The following is a 15652-nucleotide window of genomic DNA, read 5'->3' as shown; positions in this document are numbered from 1 at the left end:
AATAAGAAAAATTATTTCCAACATATTTTTTTTATAGGGTTAATTGCTTAAAATATGTGTTTTTATAAAATTTATATTTAATTTTGATAGGGTTAAATATAAAATGTATGAAAATTGGCTTAAAGTGGATTGTTTCCTTTTCAATTATTACCCTTGTGGCATTCGGCGGATTATTTTGGAGTCCGATAGTTGATTTTCCCAATACCGGAGAATTTCTGAGTGAAGATAAAATCGTAGGAGCAGATGTGGCATGGATTCTTGCTGCGGCAGGCCTTGTACTTCTGATGACTCCCGGACTGTCGTTCTTTTACGGAGGAATGGTAGGCAGGAAAAATGTAATTTCTACTATGCTGCAAAGCTTTATTGCACTTGGAGTTATTTCTATTTTATGGGTGGTTGTGGGATTTTCTCTGTCATTTGGTGATTCTTTAGGCTTTGAGATCAATGGAGTACATTATGGACTGATAGGAAATCCGTTAAGTTATCCGTTTTTCAGCCGCGTAGGAGTCTTACCCCATAAAATGATGGCTTCTACCATTCCTTTTGTGCTTTTTGCCCTTTTTCAGATGAAATTTGCCGTTATTACTCCGGCGCTTATTACCGGTTCTTTTGCTGAAAGGGTCCGTTTTATTTCATATCTCCTGTTCATGGTACTTTTCAGTATCTTTATCTATACGCCTCTCTGTCATATGGTATGGCATCCTGAGGGACTTTTAAACAAATATTTCGGCATAAAAGACTTTGCGGGAGGAACCGTAGTCCACATGAGTGCAGGTTTTGCAGCTCTGGCAGGAGCCATGGTGGTTGGAAGCAGGAAAAATCCGCATCATGAACCTTCCAATATCTCATACGTACTTTTAGGAACCGGAATGCTGTGGTTCGGATGGTTCGGATTCAATGCAGGATCTGCTTTGAGTGCGAATGCTTCTGCGGCAATGGCTTTCGGAACTACTACTATTGCTTCTGCTTCCGCGATGATGACCTGGATTTTTTTCGATAGAATCAATGGAAGGAGTGTTTCCGCGCTCGGAGCCTGCATCGGAGCTGTGGTAGGTCTTGTGGCTATTACTCCCGGCTGTGGTTTTGTAACGATTCCTGAAAGCCTTTTTATAGGATTTGCAGCGGCTATTGTTTCTAATCTGATGGTCAATTGGAAAGCTCTGAAGAAAATAGACGATACTCTTGATGTTTTTGCCTGTCATGGAGTAGGAGGAATTATGGGAATGATTCTGACCGCTGTTTTTGCCCATGGAGAAAATGCAAGTCTTCTTCACGGTGGTGTTGAAGTTTTTGCCCATCATATGGCAGCCCTTGTTCTGGTGTCGGTTTTTACATTCTTTGGGTCGCTGCTTTTATATAAAATTACAGACTCCATCATTACATTGCGGGTTTCTGAAGAGTCTGAAAATAAAGGACTCGACCTTTCTCAGCATCAGGAGTATTTCAAGTGATTATTTCTACATGAAAATCAGGGCATGTCCGTATAGTCTGAGTGCCCTGATTGAAAATATTCAGATTAAAGGAATGTTTTTCCGGTCTTATTCAATAGATTGGATGGCTCTGAATATATTATTTTTTGACTTTTCAAACACTTCACCTCCAAATTCTTCATTGTCTAATGAAAAAACAGTAAGGTCTTGAACACCCATAATTTCGAAAATATGTCTCAGATAAGTGGTTTGAAAATTGATGTGCCCATTCTTTTCATTTTCTCCATATCCTGTATCGCCACGTGCGGATAATATAAATGCTTTTTTGTTTTCGAGCAAACCCACATAGTCACCATCCGGAACACCTGACCTGAACTTCCAGGTTTCATTGATTCTCATGACCTGATCTATATAAGCTTTTAATCCACTTGGAATAGACCAGTTGTACATAGGTGTTCCAATGACGTAGATATCGTGTTCTTTGAGTTCTTTTACCAGCTCATTGCTTAATTGTAATGCCTTTTGGTTTTCTTCTGTTCTTTCTTCCAGCTTTTTAAACGCTCCTGCAATCCAGGGTTCATTAATATTAGGGATACTGTCAATCCCTGCTTCTCTGTAAGTAAATACATCGAGTGGATATTTAGTTTTCCAGTTTTCAACAAAAAGTTCGGTGAGTTTTCGGCTGTAAGACCTTTGATTTCTTACACTGGCGTTAATAATTAATACTTTCATTATTATAAATTTTATAACAACAAAATTCCTGATTATTCATTCCTTAAAAATTGATCTAGTTCAAGAGGATTTGTTTTTTTTCCTGATTCGGCTTATAAATTCAGCTGATACACCTAAATAGGACGCAATTAAATATTGGGGAACTCTGGAGACAATATCAGGATAAGTATCCAGGAAATCATAATATTTCTGCTCGGCTTTGTACATGTTGTTAAATACAACCCTCTTCTCAAGAGTCCCCAGATAACTTTCTAAAATAATTCTGAAGTATCTTTCCAGGGAAGCAATTTCCTGCAGCATTTTTTGGAAAGACTGATGGCTGATCTGTAAAAGGTTTGTTTTTTCTACAGCCTGGATATTATAAATGGAAGGCTTTTGTTTGGAAAAACTGGCGATATCAGTTGCCCACCAATGATCAATAGCTAAAAAAAGAATCTCTTCATTTCCATTTTCGGAATTGATGCAAAAGGCTTTTAAAACACCTGAAACAATATAACTGTCATAACGGCAAATTTCTCCGTTTCTCAAAAGAAATTCACCTTTTTCCAATGTTTTTTCTGTCCAGAAGCTTTTAAAAATAGAAACTTCTTCCGTACTTAAGCTGACATGCTGCAAAATGTTTTTAATTAATGTTTCCATTCAAAATAATTAAATTAAAAGGAGAGAAGCCTATGACGGGTTGTGAAGACAACATAGTATCAGCTAATTTACAAAAATAGGTTTTTAAAAGGGATCTCATGATTTGTAAAGTGTTATTAATTCTGAGATCCGTGGATACTTTTATTGGGATTTATCGCGTATCTTTGTTTGACGAGGAAAAATGATCAGTCATTTATGGAATCAATATCGGTTTTTGAGATTATTAAAGTAGGAATAGGGCCATCCAGTTCGCACACGATGGGGCCCTGGAATGCAGCTTCTGCATTTATCAGAATTATAAAAAGGGAAAGATCAATCGCAGAGGTGAAAGAGGTTTTCCTTGAATTTTTTGGCTCTTTAGCTAAAACGGGAATCGGGCACGGGACAGATATTGCCGGGATGCTTGGATTGAATGGCGAAGATTTTACAACCATCAATACATCAAAAATTGATGAAAAGATAGAAAAAATAAAAAAAGACCAGGTTATTCATTTAGGCGGGGAAAAAGAAATTCCCTTTGTCTACGGATATCATTTGGTTTTGAATATGCAGAAATCCCTTGATTTCCATCCTAACGGAATGATTTTTAAAGCTGTTTTCGAAGACGGAACAGAGCTTGTTCAGGATTTTTATTCTGTAGGAGGTGGATTTATTGCAAGTCAGGAAAAAAATTCAATACAAAAACAATGTGTCCGAACATTGTATCCATGTCATCACGGTTCGGATATTGTAAAATATTGTGAGAAACTTGGATTTAAAAGATTTTCAGACCTGATTCTGATTAACGAAGAAAGCTGGAGATCTCAGGAGGAAACCAGAAAAGAAGCCCTGAATATCTGGAGAAATATTAAAGAATGCATCTACAAAGGGGTTAATAAAGAAGGTGTACTTCCGGGAGGCCTGAATGTAACCAGAAGAGCTGCGGGAATCAACAGAAAACTTTTGGGCGACAAAGTCTATAAAAATATCGACGAATGGTTCAAGCTGGTAGTAGATGCGGAAGAAAATTTCACCAATATCAATAAATGGATTGCCTGTTTTGCACTGGCAGTTAACGAAGAAAATGCAAGTTTCGGAAGAATTATTACTGCGCCTACCAATGGAGCGAGTGGAGTAATTCCGGCAGTATTGATGTATTCGCAGGCATTTACCGAATTTATCAGTGAAGATGATATCGTAAGATTTCTTCTTGTAGCCGGAGAAATTGGAACCCTGTTTAAGAAAAATGCTACCATTTCAGCAGCAATGGGTGGATGTCAGGCGGAAATCGGAGTTTCCTCAGCGATGGCAGCGGCAGGACTTACTGAAATTTTAGGAGGAAGTATAGGACAGGTTCTGATGGCAGCAGAAATTGCGATGGAACATCACTTGGGGCTTACCTGCGACCCGATTAAAGGACTGGTACAGATTCCATGTATCGAAAGAAATACAATGGGAGCCATGAAAGCCATTACAGCAGCGAATATCGCACTGGAAAGTGATCCTACAAAAGCAAAAGTAACCCTGGACGAAGTAATTCAGACGATGTGGGAAACCGCTTTATCTATGAGTGATCGTTTTAAAGAAACCTCAGAAGGTGGACTGGCTATTGCAGTAAACGTCCCTGAATGTTAAAAGAAAACCAAACGGTTCTACATATAAAATCCTTAGATGATGAGTCTAAGGATTTTTTTATGATTCAATGTAAATTTGCTTTTTGTCACAGCGCTTAAAGCATAGCTCAGCTTATTATTCTTAAAAACTTAAAAGATCTTAATGGTTTAAAAGACAGACTATTTTTTAGTAAGCAAAAACGTCTTCCCGTTCTGAGTGAGCTCCATCTGCTTACTTTCGGGTAAGAACAAAATAATGATACCTGCTTGCTCAAACTGATATTTATTTTTCTCCATTTTTTTCAGTGGGAATTCAGGTTGTCCTTTTCCCTGAGCAAATAAAGATCCGTCTTTTGAAAATACTGTTAAAGGAATAGGAATTTCCTTTGTTTCATATTCCCCTTCGTATTTTTTGAGATCGGTCTCCGGTTTTTCTGTATCAAATGATGGGTATTGATAATCTCTTCCATACAGTAAATTTAAAACACCCACATACAGATCGTTGTGGCGCATATTTTCACCATTAATAGTGATCGCAAAAGAAAGCTTGTCCACAGGTTCGTAAGATAAAATGGAGTGAGAGCCTGCCGTATCACCGCCATGTCCGTAAGCTGTAATATTGTAAAAAGGAACTTTCATAATTCCTGTTCCGAAAACCTTTTCCTCCTTATTGGAAATCATCATATCAAGGGTTTCTTTTTTGATGAAACTCCCACTGAATAAGGCATTCATAAAGGTATTCATATCCTCCGTAGTAGAAACAATATCTCCCAATCCAATACAGTTTCGGAAATTGAAATCACGGACTTCCTCCCAGTTTTTTCCATTGAATTTATAGGATTTAAACACATTTTTAGGTTGATCCAATACAGAGAAAGTATGTTTCATTCCTGCTTTATCGGTAATATTTTCTTTTAATAAAATATTGTATGGTTTGTTATTAAGTCTTTCTAAAATCCGGCTTAAAAGGAAATAAGCGGAATTGGAATATTTGGTTTTCTTTCCGGGTTCAAAACTGACGCCTTGCTTTTTGATCTCTGCAATAATAGCTTTGTCACCTACCGCAGCTTTCCCGAAAAGCCAGTTGTCTTCCTCTTCCCCTACATAATCACCAAGTCCGCTGGTATGATTCAGCATCTGATGCAGAGTAATTTTTTGTGCATTAGGAATTTCCGGATAATATTTCGATAGTTTTTCTTCCAGTTTAAGCTTTCCGTTTTCCACAAGCTGCATCAGCATAACGGCTGTAATCATCTTGCTGATGGACCCTATCTGGTATTGGGTGTCTTTGTCATAAGTGATCCCTTTTAACTGCTGCTGGCCAAAATCTTTATGATATTCCTGAACACCATTCCTGGAAATAGATACACTTCCGATTCCCTGATTATTCCGAGCAATATAATCCAGAAAATCATCTATTTTTTCCCTGTTAATGGCTTTTCCGTTCAGATAGGAAACTTCAGGAGCTTTAGCTGGGATTTCTCTGAATAAATTAAGAGGAAAAGTTCTTCCATTTTGATTCAGGTTTCCTTCGAAATGGTCTTCCCTGAAAACACCTTTATAGCTGGCATTGAGTTTTTTGATGTCAAAACTAAGCTCGTTATTAATGAAGACGGTTTTATCTACAGGAATGTCATCCTTGCTTTGTTGAGGACTGTTGAGCAGAGAAGAATACCCTTCAGAACCTTTTTTAATCTTTAATATTACAGGAAGTTTCATCGTCTGGATGTCTACTTCCCCGTTCCAGACTCCTTCAATCTGGGCGTGACAAAGGTGTGCCAGAAAGACCAGCACCCATAAGAATTTAATTTTCATGATATTTAAAAGTATTTAGATGTTACAATCTGGCATATCAAAGTCATAATTAATGATACAGCTGTAAAAAGAACAATATGCTGCCATTTTTTGATATTGGTGGCTGTTTTAAAGCCGTTGTAATAGATGGTGATGCTGTAAATTAAAATGATAAGTGCGAATGAAGCCATACCTACCACGATCATAAGATCTCCAATGGGTAAAGCTTCTGATGGTTTACCCTGAAGACCGATCATTCTGTCCTGGGCATTTTTTATAAAAGGTATTTTATCCGTAGCCTGCAGAATGATTAGTACAAGCTGTGAAATGAGTACGGTATTGACGATATCAATAAGCCTTGTTTTGTTGTTTAAAATCTTTCCCAATATGAAAAGAATAATGATGGCAGAAGCAAAGCTTATTAAGGTGGGAACAGCCACCGCCTGAAGGGTTACCCGATCTAAATTATTAATTTTATAAATACTGCTGAAGTAGCTTCCGGTCCAGTAGCCCATTACAATTGCCAAAGCTGTGGAAATAAGTCCGACCGTGAGAAGCAGCCTATCATCAAATCTTCCGAAAGGATTAAAAATAGTTTTCCAGTTCATCATAATGAGTTTAAAGATTGGTTTTTAACTGTTCTACTTTGGTAATAAGATCATCCATTTTATTTCTCATGGTAGGATAGGATAGTCCTGCCTGCTTGGCCATTTCTTTAATGCTGCCGCTGGAAAGAAAAAAATTGAGAACAAATTCCTGCTCTTCCCGGTTCAGTTTGAGCAGAACGGGAAGTTCGTAGTCGCCGCTTATCTCTGTTTTGCAGTTGGGGCATTTCATCTGGCTTACGTTTAAAGTATTGTCGCAACTTGGACAGACCGTCGGAAGTTTCATGAATTATTTTTTACGAAAATACAATTTATTTTAATAAAGTTAAAATGTTTTTTAATAAAGTTAAATAGTTGGCGAAAAATGGGAGCGCTTTAGGTAGCAGATGGTAGGTGGCAGGTTGTAGGGATGGGTGGTCGCAGTTTGAAGGTACAGCTTTTGATTTATTTAGGAGTAAAATGGCAAAAATGCTAAGAAGGCAAAGAAAGCTGAGAAGGCGAAGGAAGCTAAAAAGTAAAAAGTAAAAGGGCAAAGGAAGCAAAGAAGGAAAATGGCTAAAAAGCAAATTTGTTAATCGGATCATTTGCTTTCTTTGCATCTTTGCTTTCTTTGCCCTTTCGCCTCTCAACTTCTTTTATCTTAAAATACCTCTTATCCTGTTGGCATTGCTGATTAGCTCCTCAAGGTATTCGTAATTTTCTTTTTCCAGGGCAGCCTTGAATTTTCGAAGCTGCGTGATATGCTCATTAAGTACGTCCAGAACGTTTTCTTTATTTTGTTTAAATATCGGAACCCACATTTCAGGATGTGATTTGGCAAGACGCACCGTGCTTGAAAAACCTGAGCTGGCAAGCTGAAAAATCGTCTCTTCCTCGCGTTCTTTTTCCAAAACAGTATTGGCCAGTGCGTAAGAGGTAATGTGGGAAATATGGGATATATAAGCAGTATGGATATCATGATCTTCTGCATCCATATAAATAAGATGCATATCAAGGCTTTCTGCTACTTTTTCCACTAACTGAAGGGCGTCGGGAGCAGATTCTTCCTTATTGCAGATGACGCCGGCTTTTCCTGAAAAACTGTCTGAAATGGCAGAAGCAGGTCCGCTGTTTTCTGTACCCCACATCGGGTGAAAAGCAACGAAGCGGGAGCGTTTCGGATGGTCTTTCACAGCTTTTACAATTCCGGCTTTTGTAGATCCGGCATCCATTACGGTCTGATGATCAGAGATCAGATCCAAAACGGTTGGAAGCAGCTTTCTGGCAGCATCTACAGGTATGGCTAAAATAATAAAGTCGGCATTTTTTATTCCATATTCAAGGTCTGTACCTGCATCTATAATATGAAGTTCCAGTGCTTTTTTAATATGCTCCTGATTGTTGTCTATTCCGTAGATGAAATCTGCAAGGCCCTTTTCCCTTAATTTTAAAGCCATTGAACCTCCGATTAAACCTGCACCAATAATACTTATTTTCATCTTTCTTAATTTTAAAAAATAAAAAACCCCGTCCTGGGACGAGGTTTTAAGTTATGTTCATAAGAATCCTAGCCCAAATCTGAGTTTAAAATTCTATAATAATATGTTCCTTTATTGAAATTCACAAAGCGAAGGTATAAATTTTTTTTTTAAACTCTGTCTATTTTTGGTTTAAATTAATCTGCGCTGTGTATAATAGTTCTTTTGATATTTTTTTCATGTTGTTCCAGGCTTAAAGTAGTGGCGCCTCCTTCAAAGAAAAATTCAATATCGGTCTTTTTAGGAGTTACGGTATAGGTTATGGAAATCAGGCCATCTTTGTTGATTTCTTTTGTGGTGCTCTCTTTTGGTAGATCGGCCGGTAGAAGTTCAGCTTTTTCTACTTCTTTATCTTTTATTGTTCTTCTATAGACTTCATGAATAGAGGTATTGGTAAAGATGCATTCCTGTTCGGTTTCATATTCTATCTGTTTTTCGGTACACTTTTTAGATGATGGAATTTCTTTAGTTACAGTGACAAGAGAGCTTTCTACCGCATGATTTTTAAGAATTGCACTGTCTTTTTTAACTGTTACCATTTCGTTTACTGCTTTTTTTGATTCATTTTTACAGCTGATAAAAGCCAGAAGACTGAGGCAGATGAGGCTTGTTTTTTTCATGGAAGGGGGATTTTAAATCTTAAAAATAGGTTTAAAATAATGAATATTTTTTTTGAAATTGATTTAATCGAGAGTTTAAAAGGGTTTACTAAGAATTACTCTGGGCAATTGATAATAGTTGCTTTAGAACTATTTTTATTGAAAGGGTTTTCGGTCTGTATATATTTCTTTGTTTTCTTGTAGTAGAATCCAAACCAGGTTAAATTTATTTTTGATTCATTAATAATTTCAAGAATACCTACAGGCTTTTTATTATCAATGTTTTCCCAATTTTGCATTTCATCCGGAAGGGGAATGATGGGTGGAAAGTCAGTGAAATAGAGCTCATACTTGTTGAGTCCAATTTTTTTTAGTTCAGCATTCATTGAAAATCTGCCTGGAATGGTAAATTGGGTGCTATTAAGATTTGGTAAAAAAACAATCCTTGCGTTCGAATTGCAATTAAACGCCCATATTCCAGAGGCTGATATCGAATGCTCTTTTTCAGTTTTATTAAAATATTGTGATGCTAGGTCATAAAAAAAAGATTGTGTTTTATTTGGGATATTAATTTTCTTAATTGTTTCTAATAATACCCATTTGCCATTGTCATATATATAGAGAGATTCCAATGCGTTATCATGAATGTCAAATTCTCCAGATATTTTATCAAAATTCTGAATGTATTTTTTTTTCTAAATAATCTGCAATGATGTAATAATTCTTAACTCTAGACTTTAAACTTCCCTGTATTAAATTAGAAGAAATATTTTCAATTTTTTTGTCTTTAAAAAATCCATTATGATTATAAACACTCCAAAAATCTTGTTCTTCTTGTGTTTTACCTATATAATTAACGGAAAATGCTCCGATATCCTCATCCATGTAAGAATACATAGGGTATATTTCTCCATTTAAATTATCGGGAATATAATAACCATTGTTTTTATATTTATCATCAAAAAAGTTAATTGATGAAGTATTATCTGAGCTTGTTTTTAATATCTTTTTTTCTTGTGTTTTTGTTTTATTGGTATGTTCAGTTTTTTTATTTTCCTGACCATTACAGCTTTGTATGGTTATTGTTAATAGTATGAGAACTATTGCTTTCATTTAGAATAAAATGTTTGATATATTAATTTCAGTGACTATTCAATTTTTTACAGTAAAAGCTTGAAATAAAAGAGGCTCTTTTTACATCATTATCAATAAAGAAGAATTTTTAAATATTATTTCAATTTGTGCAGAGGCATTTCATCAGTCCCAGGATTGATAAAGTATATTGGGTTTCCCGAAATAAAGTAATTGTTGTCAGATCTTTCAATATAAATAGTCCCCATATCTCCAGAAGAACTATCGTAATTTATTTTAATTTTTCCATTATTAACTTCTTCGGCGTGTAATTTAGAATAATTATTTTTTTTTCCTTCTTCAGTGACTGCTAAGGAAATATCCTCCAATGAATTTATCATTATATCAAAAATGGTTTTTGCCTCGTCTCTGTTTGATGCTTCAAAATGATATACTCCTTTCCAAAGATCAATATTGGTTTTCGTAACATTATTATCTTTCAAAAAAAAATTTTGTTTTATTAAAGATACGCTGCCAGAAAAATTTATTTTATAATGCTCCCATTTTTCAACATTTGCTCCGGATTCATCTTCTGTGACATCTAGTAAATAAATTTCATTTTTATCAAGATAATAATACTTTGTTTTTACGATTAATGCTTCTGAATAATTAAAAGATTGATAAATGACAATTGAATCAGTTATAGTTTTATTTTTTTCTATATACAATGTTGTTTGGTAGCTTAAATCTGCATTATTGTTTTTATCAACTGAATTTTTAATGAATAATTCTGTATTAGAATTCAATTTTCCAATGATATTTTTTTTATTTATAGAATTTAATTTATCGTAATCAAATTTAATTTTAGATAAAACACATTTTGCATCATCATGTTCAACTTGCTTTTCTGATCTATTAAAAAAAGTAGTATTTAATTTACAAGTTGAGTTGATAGAGCTTACAAAATTCAAATCTGAAATTAATACATCACCGCTCCAATTTTTATCAATGGAAGTTTCTTGGGGAAAAGGTGGTTTTGAAACGTTCTCTTGTGCTTTTTTGCAAGAAAATATGCTTATGAATGATAATAAAATAACTAGGTTTTTCATTTTTCTTTAATTATTTTTATAATACGACTATTAAAATTTCCAGAATGTAAATGACTATTATGAAGAGCGCCTCCATTACCTGCCCTTTTTAACTTTTGACAATAAGTATTTACGCCTTTTAAAACTTCTGTAAAATGGAAAAATATTGCATTGTCTATTACTTTTTGATCCTGTTCAATAGCACCTAAATAAAGTGTATCTACACTTCTTCCATTGCAATGTTCCTGACTTGGAAAGCTTGATCCTTCAGAAAAACAACTACCCGTTGTGGTTAGTTTGTACCCAGATTTGGCTAAATATCCAATAAATCCAGCAAAAGAATCTGCTCCTGTATACCTTCTTTGAGTTTTTGAAAAGCTATAAGCAATACAAACTTCATTTTTTTTATAATTTAAGCCATCTGGCATTTTAATTAATTCAATATTATTTTTTCCTGCTTTATATAACAACCAAATAATTCCTTTTTTAGGGTGGATTCCATATTCTGCAATGTCTCCGTTTTCATATTTTATACGCCTAGATGTATTGCCTTCTGAAACATTTTGATCAGAAATAATCGTTGCATGAGTTGGTTTAGTTTTATAAACTTGTCCAACTCCCTTTTCTTTAGTTGTATGCCAATCAGCAATAGCTATTTCATGCTCATTCCCTTTTGAATCATGATAAACATATTTGTATTTAGTCTCATTTCCTTTTTTTATTTTTTTTGGAACATGTTTCTCAATTTTGTTGTCGTGATATATATGATAAGTAACAATATCTTTTGAATTGGTATCGTCATTTTTTATACTATCGTTTCCACATGTGAAAGTCTTTGTTTTATTAGACTTCCCTAATTCTTCTACTTCTTTCAATGCTTCTTCAAATTCCCAAACATAAGACTTTCCTTCTTTGCCTTCATAATATTTTTTTTTACCAGTTTTATCAATCCAAAACTCGTGTGTCTCTCTTTTAAACATTGAGTTGTCATCATATGCATCTTTTGTGCTATCATAAACAACATAATTTTTTTCAGAAGCATGAGCTGTTGAGTTTGGATAGTTTACGGCCAAGTAAAGTGCTGTTCTATTTTTTAATAGGTTTTTATATTGTTTCTTTTTAAAATGTTTTTCAACGTAATCTAATTGTTGCTCTGCACTTAATGACATTAAATGAGTTCTTGTTGTTCCAATTTCCTCTGCTGCAGCTTTTCCAAATTGGATTAGTCCGATATATTTATATTTACTACTTTCATCTGGTTTTTTTCCAAAAGTTCCACATTTGGGACTGAATGAATATGCAGATTCTAAAGCCATAATCGTCATTAACCAATTTGCTCCTTCATAATTTGTTTGAGGCAACTCTAAGTTCTTTGCCATTTGCACTACTTTCTTTCTAAATTCGCAACTTACTTTTCCTCCCCAAACCAAATCTTTATACTGTTCCTCACATATACATTTAGTTGCCTTTTTCTCCAGTTCCACTTCCCCTTTCACCATCGCCGGACTCTTCACATTCTCCACTTCCATCAATCCTTCCGAATCTACACCGAATTTTTTGGATTCTGCTAAAAGATCTATTGAGATAATTTCAATAAAATAATTCTGTTGTTCAGAATCCCGATCTCCAATGGAAAGATCTGTTCCTTTGTCAAAAACCCCCTTAGTAATGATAAATCCTGAGGTTGTGTCGCATACGTCTGCCGGAATCTTGATATTTCCGCTTCGGTAGATTTCATCGTGAAAACCTGTATCGTATTCCCAAATGATATATTGGATATGTTTTCCAACCATGTTCTTGGAATGAATTCTTACCCGTACTTTGTCTCCTACAGCAACTTTTGACAATTCCTTCCCGGAATCATCGATGAAAACAGCATCTAAAATAGTACCTTTTGAATCGGGTTGTTTTATCATTCCTCCTGATCCTGCAGGAAATTTTGGAGTATCGTCTTGCGGTTTTTGACGAGGCTTTGTTTGAGTTTTTTCTTTTTTATAATCAGGGTTTAAAACATCTACGTTCACCTGGCTGGCTTCCTGTATTTTTCCTGAATAACTCGCAGTGATATAATATTCGTGATTCGCTCCCTCATTCTGATCACCTTTCATAAGAAATCTATTGGCCATCTTTCTGAAAATCTTTTCATCGGACATCAAGGGGATTTTTACTTCTGCAATCCCTTTTTCATTAACTCTGGCTTTATAAATTTTATTGTGATGATTATTTTTGTTGATGATAGGATCATGACCTTTTCCTTCCGCATCATCTTCCCAAAGCTGAAACTCTATTTCTTTGCCAAACATAGCAATACAGTGAGCTTGGGCAGTTAATGTATCCCGGTAACTTGCCTTATTGATATTTTTTGCATTTCTGTTGAAAAGCACAACTTTATCAATCTTGGATACTTTTCCTGGTGCTGGAATCAGTACAAGAGTTCCAATAAGTTTTTTGGATGTAGGAGTTTCGGTAAGAAGACCTTGCTGAATTTCATATACTTTTATTTCAAACTCAATACCGATTGCGATTTCACCGAATTGGTATGAAACCTTTTTCCCTTTTTTGGGAGTTTCTGTAATATCTTTCCAGGTGTTGTTTTTCCGCTTTTTGAAAAGATGCCATTCATAACTGCTGTTAAAGCTTCCAAGAATATGAAAAGCATTAATTTCATAATAATTTTTGGTTCCAGCAAATGGATTCCGGGTACCTGTTATTATTCCTGTCATAGCTTAAACATAATATTGTTGATCATTAATATCCTCTTTGAACTCATCATAATCCACCACCGGATTATAAACCTGCTGCTCCTGTGTATGGGCATTGGAAATCTGGGATCTGCTGATTTCGCTTTGCTGGCCATGTTTTAGGATGGTGATTTTTCCGCCGGTAGTGCACATCAGTTCAGAAATTTCAGTGAGACAGCTTTTACCCATTATTTTTACTTTTTCGTAGGTCTTTTGCCATTTTCCTGCCGGAGCATAAGTGCATGGAAGATATCCGCCGGATGAAGGTTTTAGCCTGCATTGTCCGAAAGGTTTTGTTGCAGGATCTAATTGCAGATCGTCTTCTGTTACGGCAAGATAATCAGCTTGCCCTTCAGCATCATTCCAGTAGTGTTTTTTGTGGCTGGTGACTTTTAATTTTGGAAATTGAAAGCCCTGACTGCATTGCACAGTTCCTTTCTGTATAACGAAATATTTTCCTTCATGAGGAGAACTGCTGCTGTTTTTTTCTTCGTCTTCATTGGCTTTTTGTTCTTTTTTCCCGTTTTCAGATGACTGTTCATTACTTAGAGGTGAAGAACTGCTTTCATTGGACATAGGTTCCGTACCTTCGACGTTTTCCTGAGATAAAGATTCCTTTGTCACAAACTGTGGATCTTCAATGATCAGCATTGATTTTCCGGGAACAGGTTCTTCATGCATAATATCTTCCTCAGGACAGTGGAGATTGTGGTAATTTTTTAAAATCCCATCATTTGTCAAACCGAATTTTTCTGCAAGGGAACCGAAAGTATCGCCTTTTTGAATAATATATTTTCTCATATGATCATTGTGTTATGGTGACAGTGTGTTTTTGAATCTGAACGTTTTCATGCCATAAACTCAGCGATGATTCTGCCCGGGACAGGTGTTTACTTCGCTTATGGGTGGTGTATTGAAAACTGATTTCGCCTGAAACCGGTTCTTCAGCTGTTACACCCAACTTTACCCCTCGTTTCAGTTCTTGAAGACTGCAGGAATCTGTGATTTTTCCCTTTAAAATGGTGATGATAAAATCCTGATCTTCATCTCTATACCCGGTTTCCATAGAACATTGTACAGGAAATGAATTTTGAATAAAGTAAAAATCTTCAGACCAAACCGAAGTTTTGCGGAACCAGTCCATTTTGGGAAATAGGGTCTGAAAAAGTAGGGTAGACCTGAGCTGATAGAAAAAATATTCCTTATCAGAAATATAATCCTGAAAGGCATTAAAATACATTTCCGAAATCTTGCCCATAAAGAATTCCTCAAGATCTTTGCGGGTTTCTTTGAATTTTTTAATCATGGTTGCATGATGGGCAAATCTGGCAATATTTCCGTTATCAGAAAGAATAAGCTCGATTGGCATAATGCTCTCCATACAGGCCAGCGAGAGACTTCCTGCCTTATCATCCGGTGTCTGGCCGTTTGTTTTGAAATCCTTTTTTCTTAATTTCAGAACATAATGGTTATCATTTTTTTCTCTGTGAATATCTATTTCTACGGAATAATCTATCACAAAAGTGTCTTTCAGCAGATTTTCGAAGGTTTCCCGGATATGGTAAGCAGGTAGGAAGAAAGATTCATGCACACAGGAAGGAGGCAGGATATTTTTATTTTCAGATTCCTTTTGTTGCTCAGTTTTAAAATTCCCGGGTACAAGAATATACTGAGCGCCATTCAGGTTTTCAAACCACAAGGTGTCCATTTTATTGCACCGGGTATTATGGAACAGTTTAAGTTCCTCACTGGTCATTCCCAGTCTTGAGGAAATAGACTGCAGCGTATCTCCGTTTCGGATTTTATATTCGAAAAAATCCATTTCCATACATTGTGATTTATCT

15 protein-coding genes are annotated in these 15652 nt (G+C 35.5%); 2 read left to right on the top strand and 13 right to left on the bottom strand.

Annotated elements, in window-relative coordinates:
* The first annotated feature begins 107 nt into the window (after positions 1-107).
* Positions 108-1451, top strand: a complete 1344-nt coding sequence (locus ACM46_RS17785; protein WP_048508038.1) for an ammonium transporter — start codon at positions 108-110, stop codon at positions 1449-1451.
* 87 nt (positions 1452-1538) lie between these two features.
* Here ACM46_RS17785 and ACM46_RS17780 read toward each other — a convergent pair whose 3' ends face one another.
* Together ACM46_RS17780 and ACM46_RS17775 are read right to left on the bottom strand one after the other, a co-directional pair.
* Positions 1539-2162: an FMN-dependent NADH-azoreductase gene (locus ACM46_RS17780; protein WP_206541013.1), complete on the bottom strand. Its 624-nt coding sequence runs from the start codon at positions 2160-2162 to the stop codon at positions 1539-1541.
* Positions 2163-2222: 60 nt separating this feature from the next.
* Positions 2223-2801 (bottom strand): Crp/Fnr family transcriptional regulator, encoded by a 579-nt coding sequence (locus ACM46_RS17775; protein ID WP_048508036.1) that lies wholly within the window; start codon positions 2799-2801, stop codon positions 2223-2225.
* Positions 2802-2996: 195 nt separating this feature from the next.
* Between ACM46_RS17775 and ACM46_RS17770 the strand changes: the two genes are divergently transcribed.
* Positions 2997-4415, top strand: a complete 1419-nt coding sequence (locus ACM46_RS17770) for an L-serine ammonia-lyase (protein ID WP_048508035.1) — start codon at positions 2997-2999, stop codon at positions 4413-4415.
* 158 nt (positions 4416-4573) lie between these two features.
* Here ACM46_RS17770 and ACM46_RS17765 read toward each other — a convergent pair whose 3' ends face one another.
* The 11 genes from ACM46_RS17765 to ACM46_RS17715 all read right to left on the bottom strand — a co-directional run bounded on the left by ACM46_RS17765 (position 4574) and on the right by ACM46_RS17715 (position 15636).
* Positions 4574-6208, bottom strand: a complete 1635-nt coding sequence (locus ACM46_RS17765; protein ID WP_048508034.1) for a serine hydrolase domain-containing protein — start codon at positions 6206-6208, stop codon at positions 4574-4576.
* Positions 6209-6213: 5 nt separating this feature from the next.
* The gene (locus ACM46_RS17760) at positions 6214-6798 is read right to left on the bottom strand and encodes a YIP1 family protein (protein WP_048508033.1); all 585 of its coding nucleotides are present in this window, start codon (positions 6796-6798) and stop codon (positions 6214-6216) included.
* A 7-nt stretch (positions 6799-6805) separates the two neighbouring features.
* Entirely contained in the window at positions 6806-7078 is a 273-nt protein-coding gene (locus ACM46_RS17755; protein ID WP_048508032.1) for a DUF2089 family protein, read from the bottom strand.
* Positions 7079-7427: 349 nt separating this feature from the next.
* A complete protein-coding gene (locus ACM46_RS17750; protein WP_048508031.1) occupies positions 7428-8270 on the bottom strand; it encodes a prephenate dehydrogenase in 843 nt (280 codons plus the stop codon).
* Between the two features lie 176 nt (positions 8271-8446).
* Positions 8447-8929, bottom strand: a complete 483-nt coding sequence (locus ACM46_RS17745) for a hypothetical protein (RefSeq protein ID WP_048508030.1) — start codon at positions 8927-8929, stop codon at positions 8447-8449.
* A gap of 95 nt (positions 8930-9024) precedes the next feature.
* The gene (locus tag ACM46_RS17740) at positions 9025-9540 is read right to left on the bottom strand and encodes a hypothetical protein (RefSeq protein WP_048508029.1); all 516 of its coding nucleotides are present in this window, start codon (positions 9538-9540) and stop codon (positions 9025-9027) included.
* Positions 9541-9577: 37 nt separating this feature from the next.
* Positions 9578-10021, bottom strand: a complete 444-nt coding sequence (locus ACM46_RS17735; protein WP_048508028.1) for a hypothetical protein — start codon at positions 10019-10021, stop codon at positions 9578-9580.
* A 116-nt stretch (positions 10022-10137) separates the two neighbouring features.
* Positions 10138-11088: a hypothetical protein gene (locus ACM46_RS17730; RefSeq protein ID WP_048508027.1), complete on the bottom strand. Its 951-nt coding sequence runs from the start codon at positions 11086-11088 to the stop codon at positions 10138-10140.
* The gene (locus ACM46_RS23560) at positions 11085-13790 is read right to left on the bottom strand and encodes a hypothetical protein (RefSeq protein WP_048508026.1); all 2706 of its coding nucleotides are present in this window, start codon (positions 13788-13790) and stop codon (positions 11085-11087) included. Before ACM46_RS23560 ends, ACM46_RS17730 begins: the two co-directional genes overlap by 4 nt.
* A 3-nt stretch (positions 13791-13793) precedes the next feature.
* Entirely contained in the window at positions 13794-14609 is an 816-nt protein-coding gene (locus ACM46_RS23020) for a DUF4280 and LysM peptidoglycan-binding domain-containing protein (RefSeq protein ID WP_083997450.1), read from the bottom strand.
* 4 nt (positions 14610-14613) lie between these two features.
* The gene (locus ACM46_RS17715) at positions 14614-15636 is read right to left on the bottom strand and encodes a LysM peptidoglycan-binding domain-containing protein (protein ID WP_048508025.1); all 1023 of its coding nucleotides are present in this window, start codon (positions 15634-15636) and stop codon (positions 14614-14616) included.
* Between the last annotated feature and the right edge of the window lie 16 nt (positions 15637-15652).

The sequence above is a fragment of the Chryseobacterium angstadtii genome (genome assembly GCF_001045465.1).
In the GTDB taxonomy this organism is placed as follows: domain Bacteria; phylum Bacteroidota; class Bacteroidia; order Flavobacteriales; family Weeksellaceae; genus Chryseobacterium; species Chryseobacterium angstadtii.
The sequence above is the reverse complement of the archived record's forward strand: the minus strand, read 5'-3'. Positions and strand labels throughout refer to the sequence as shown.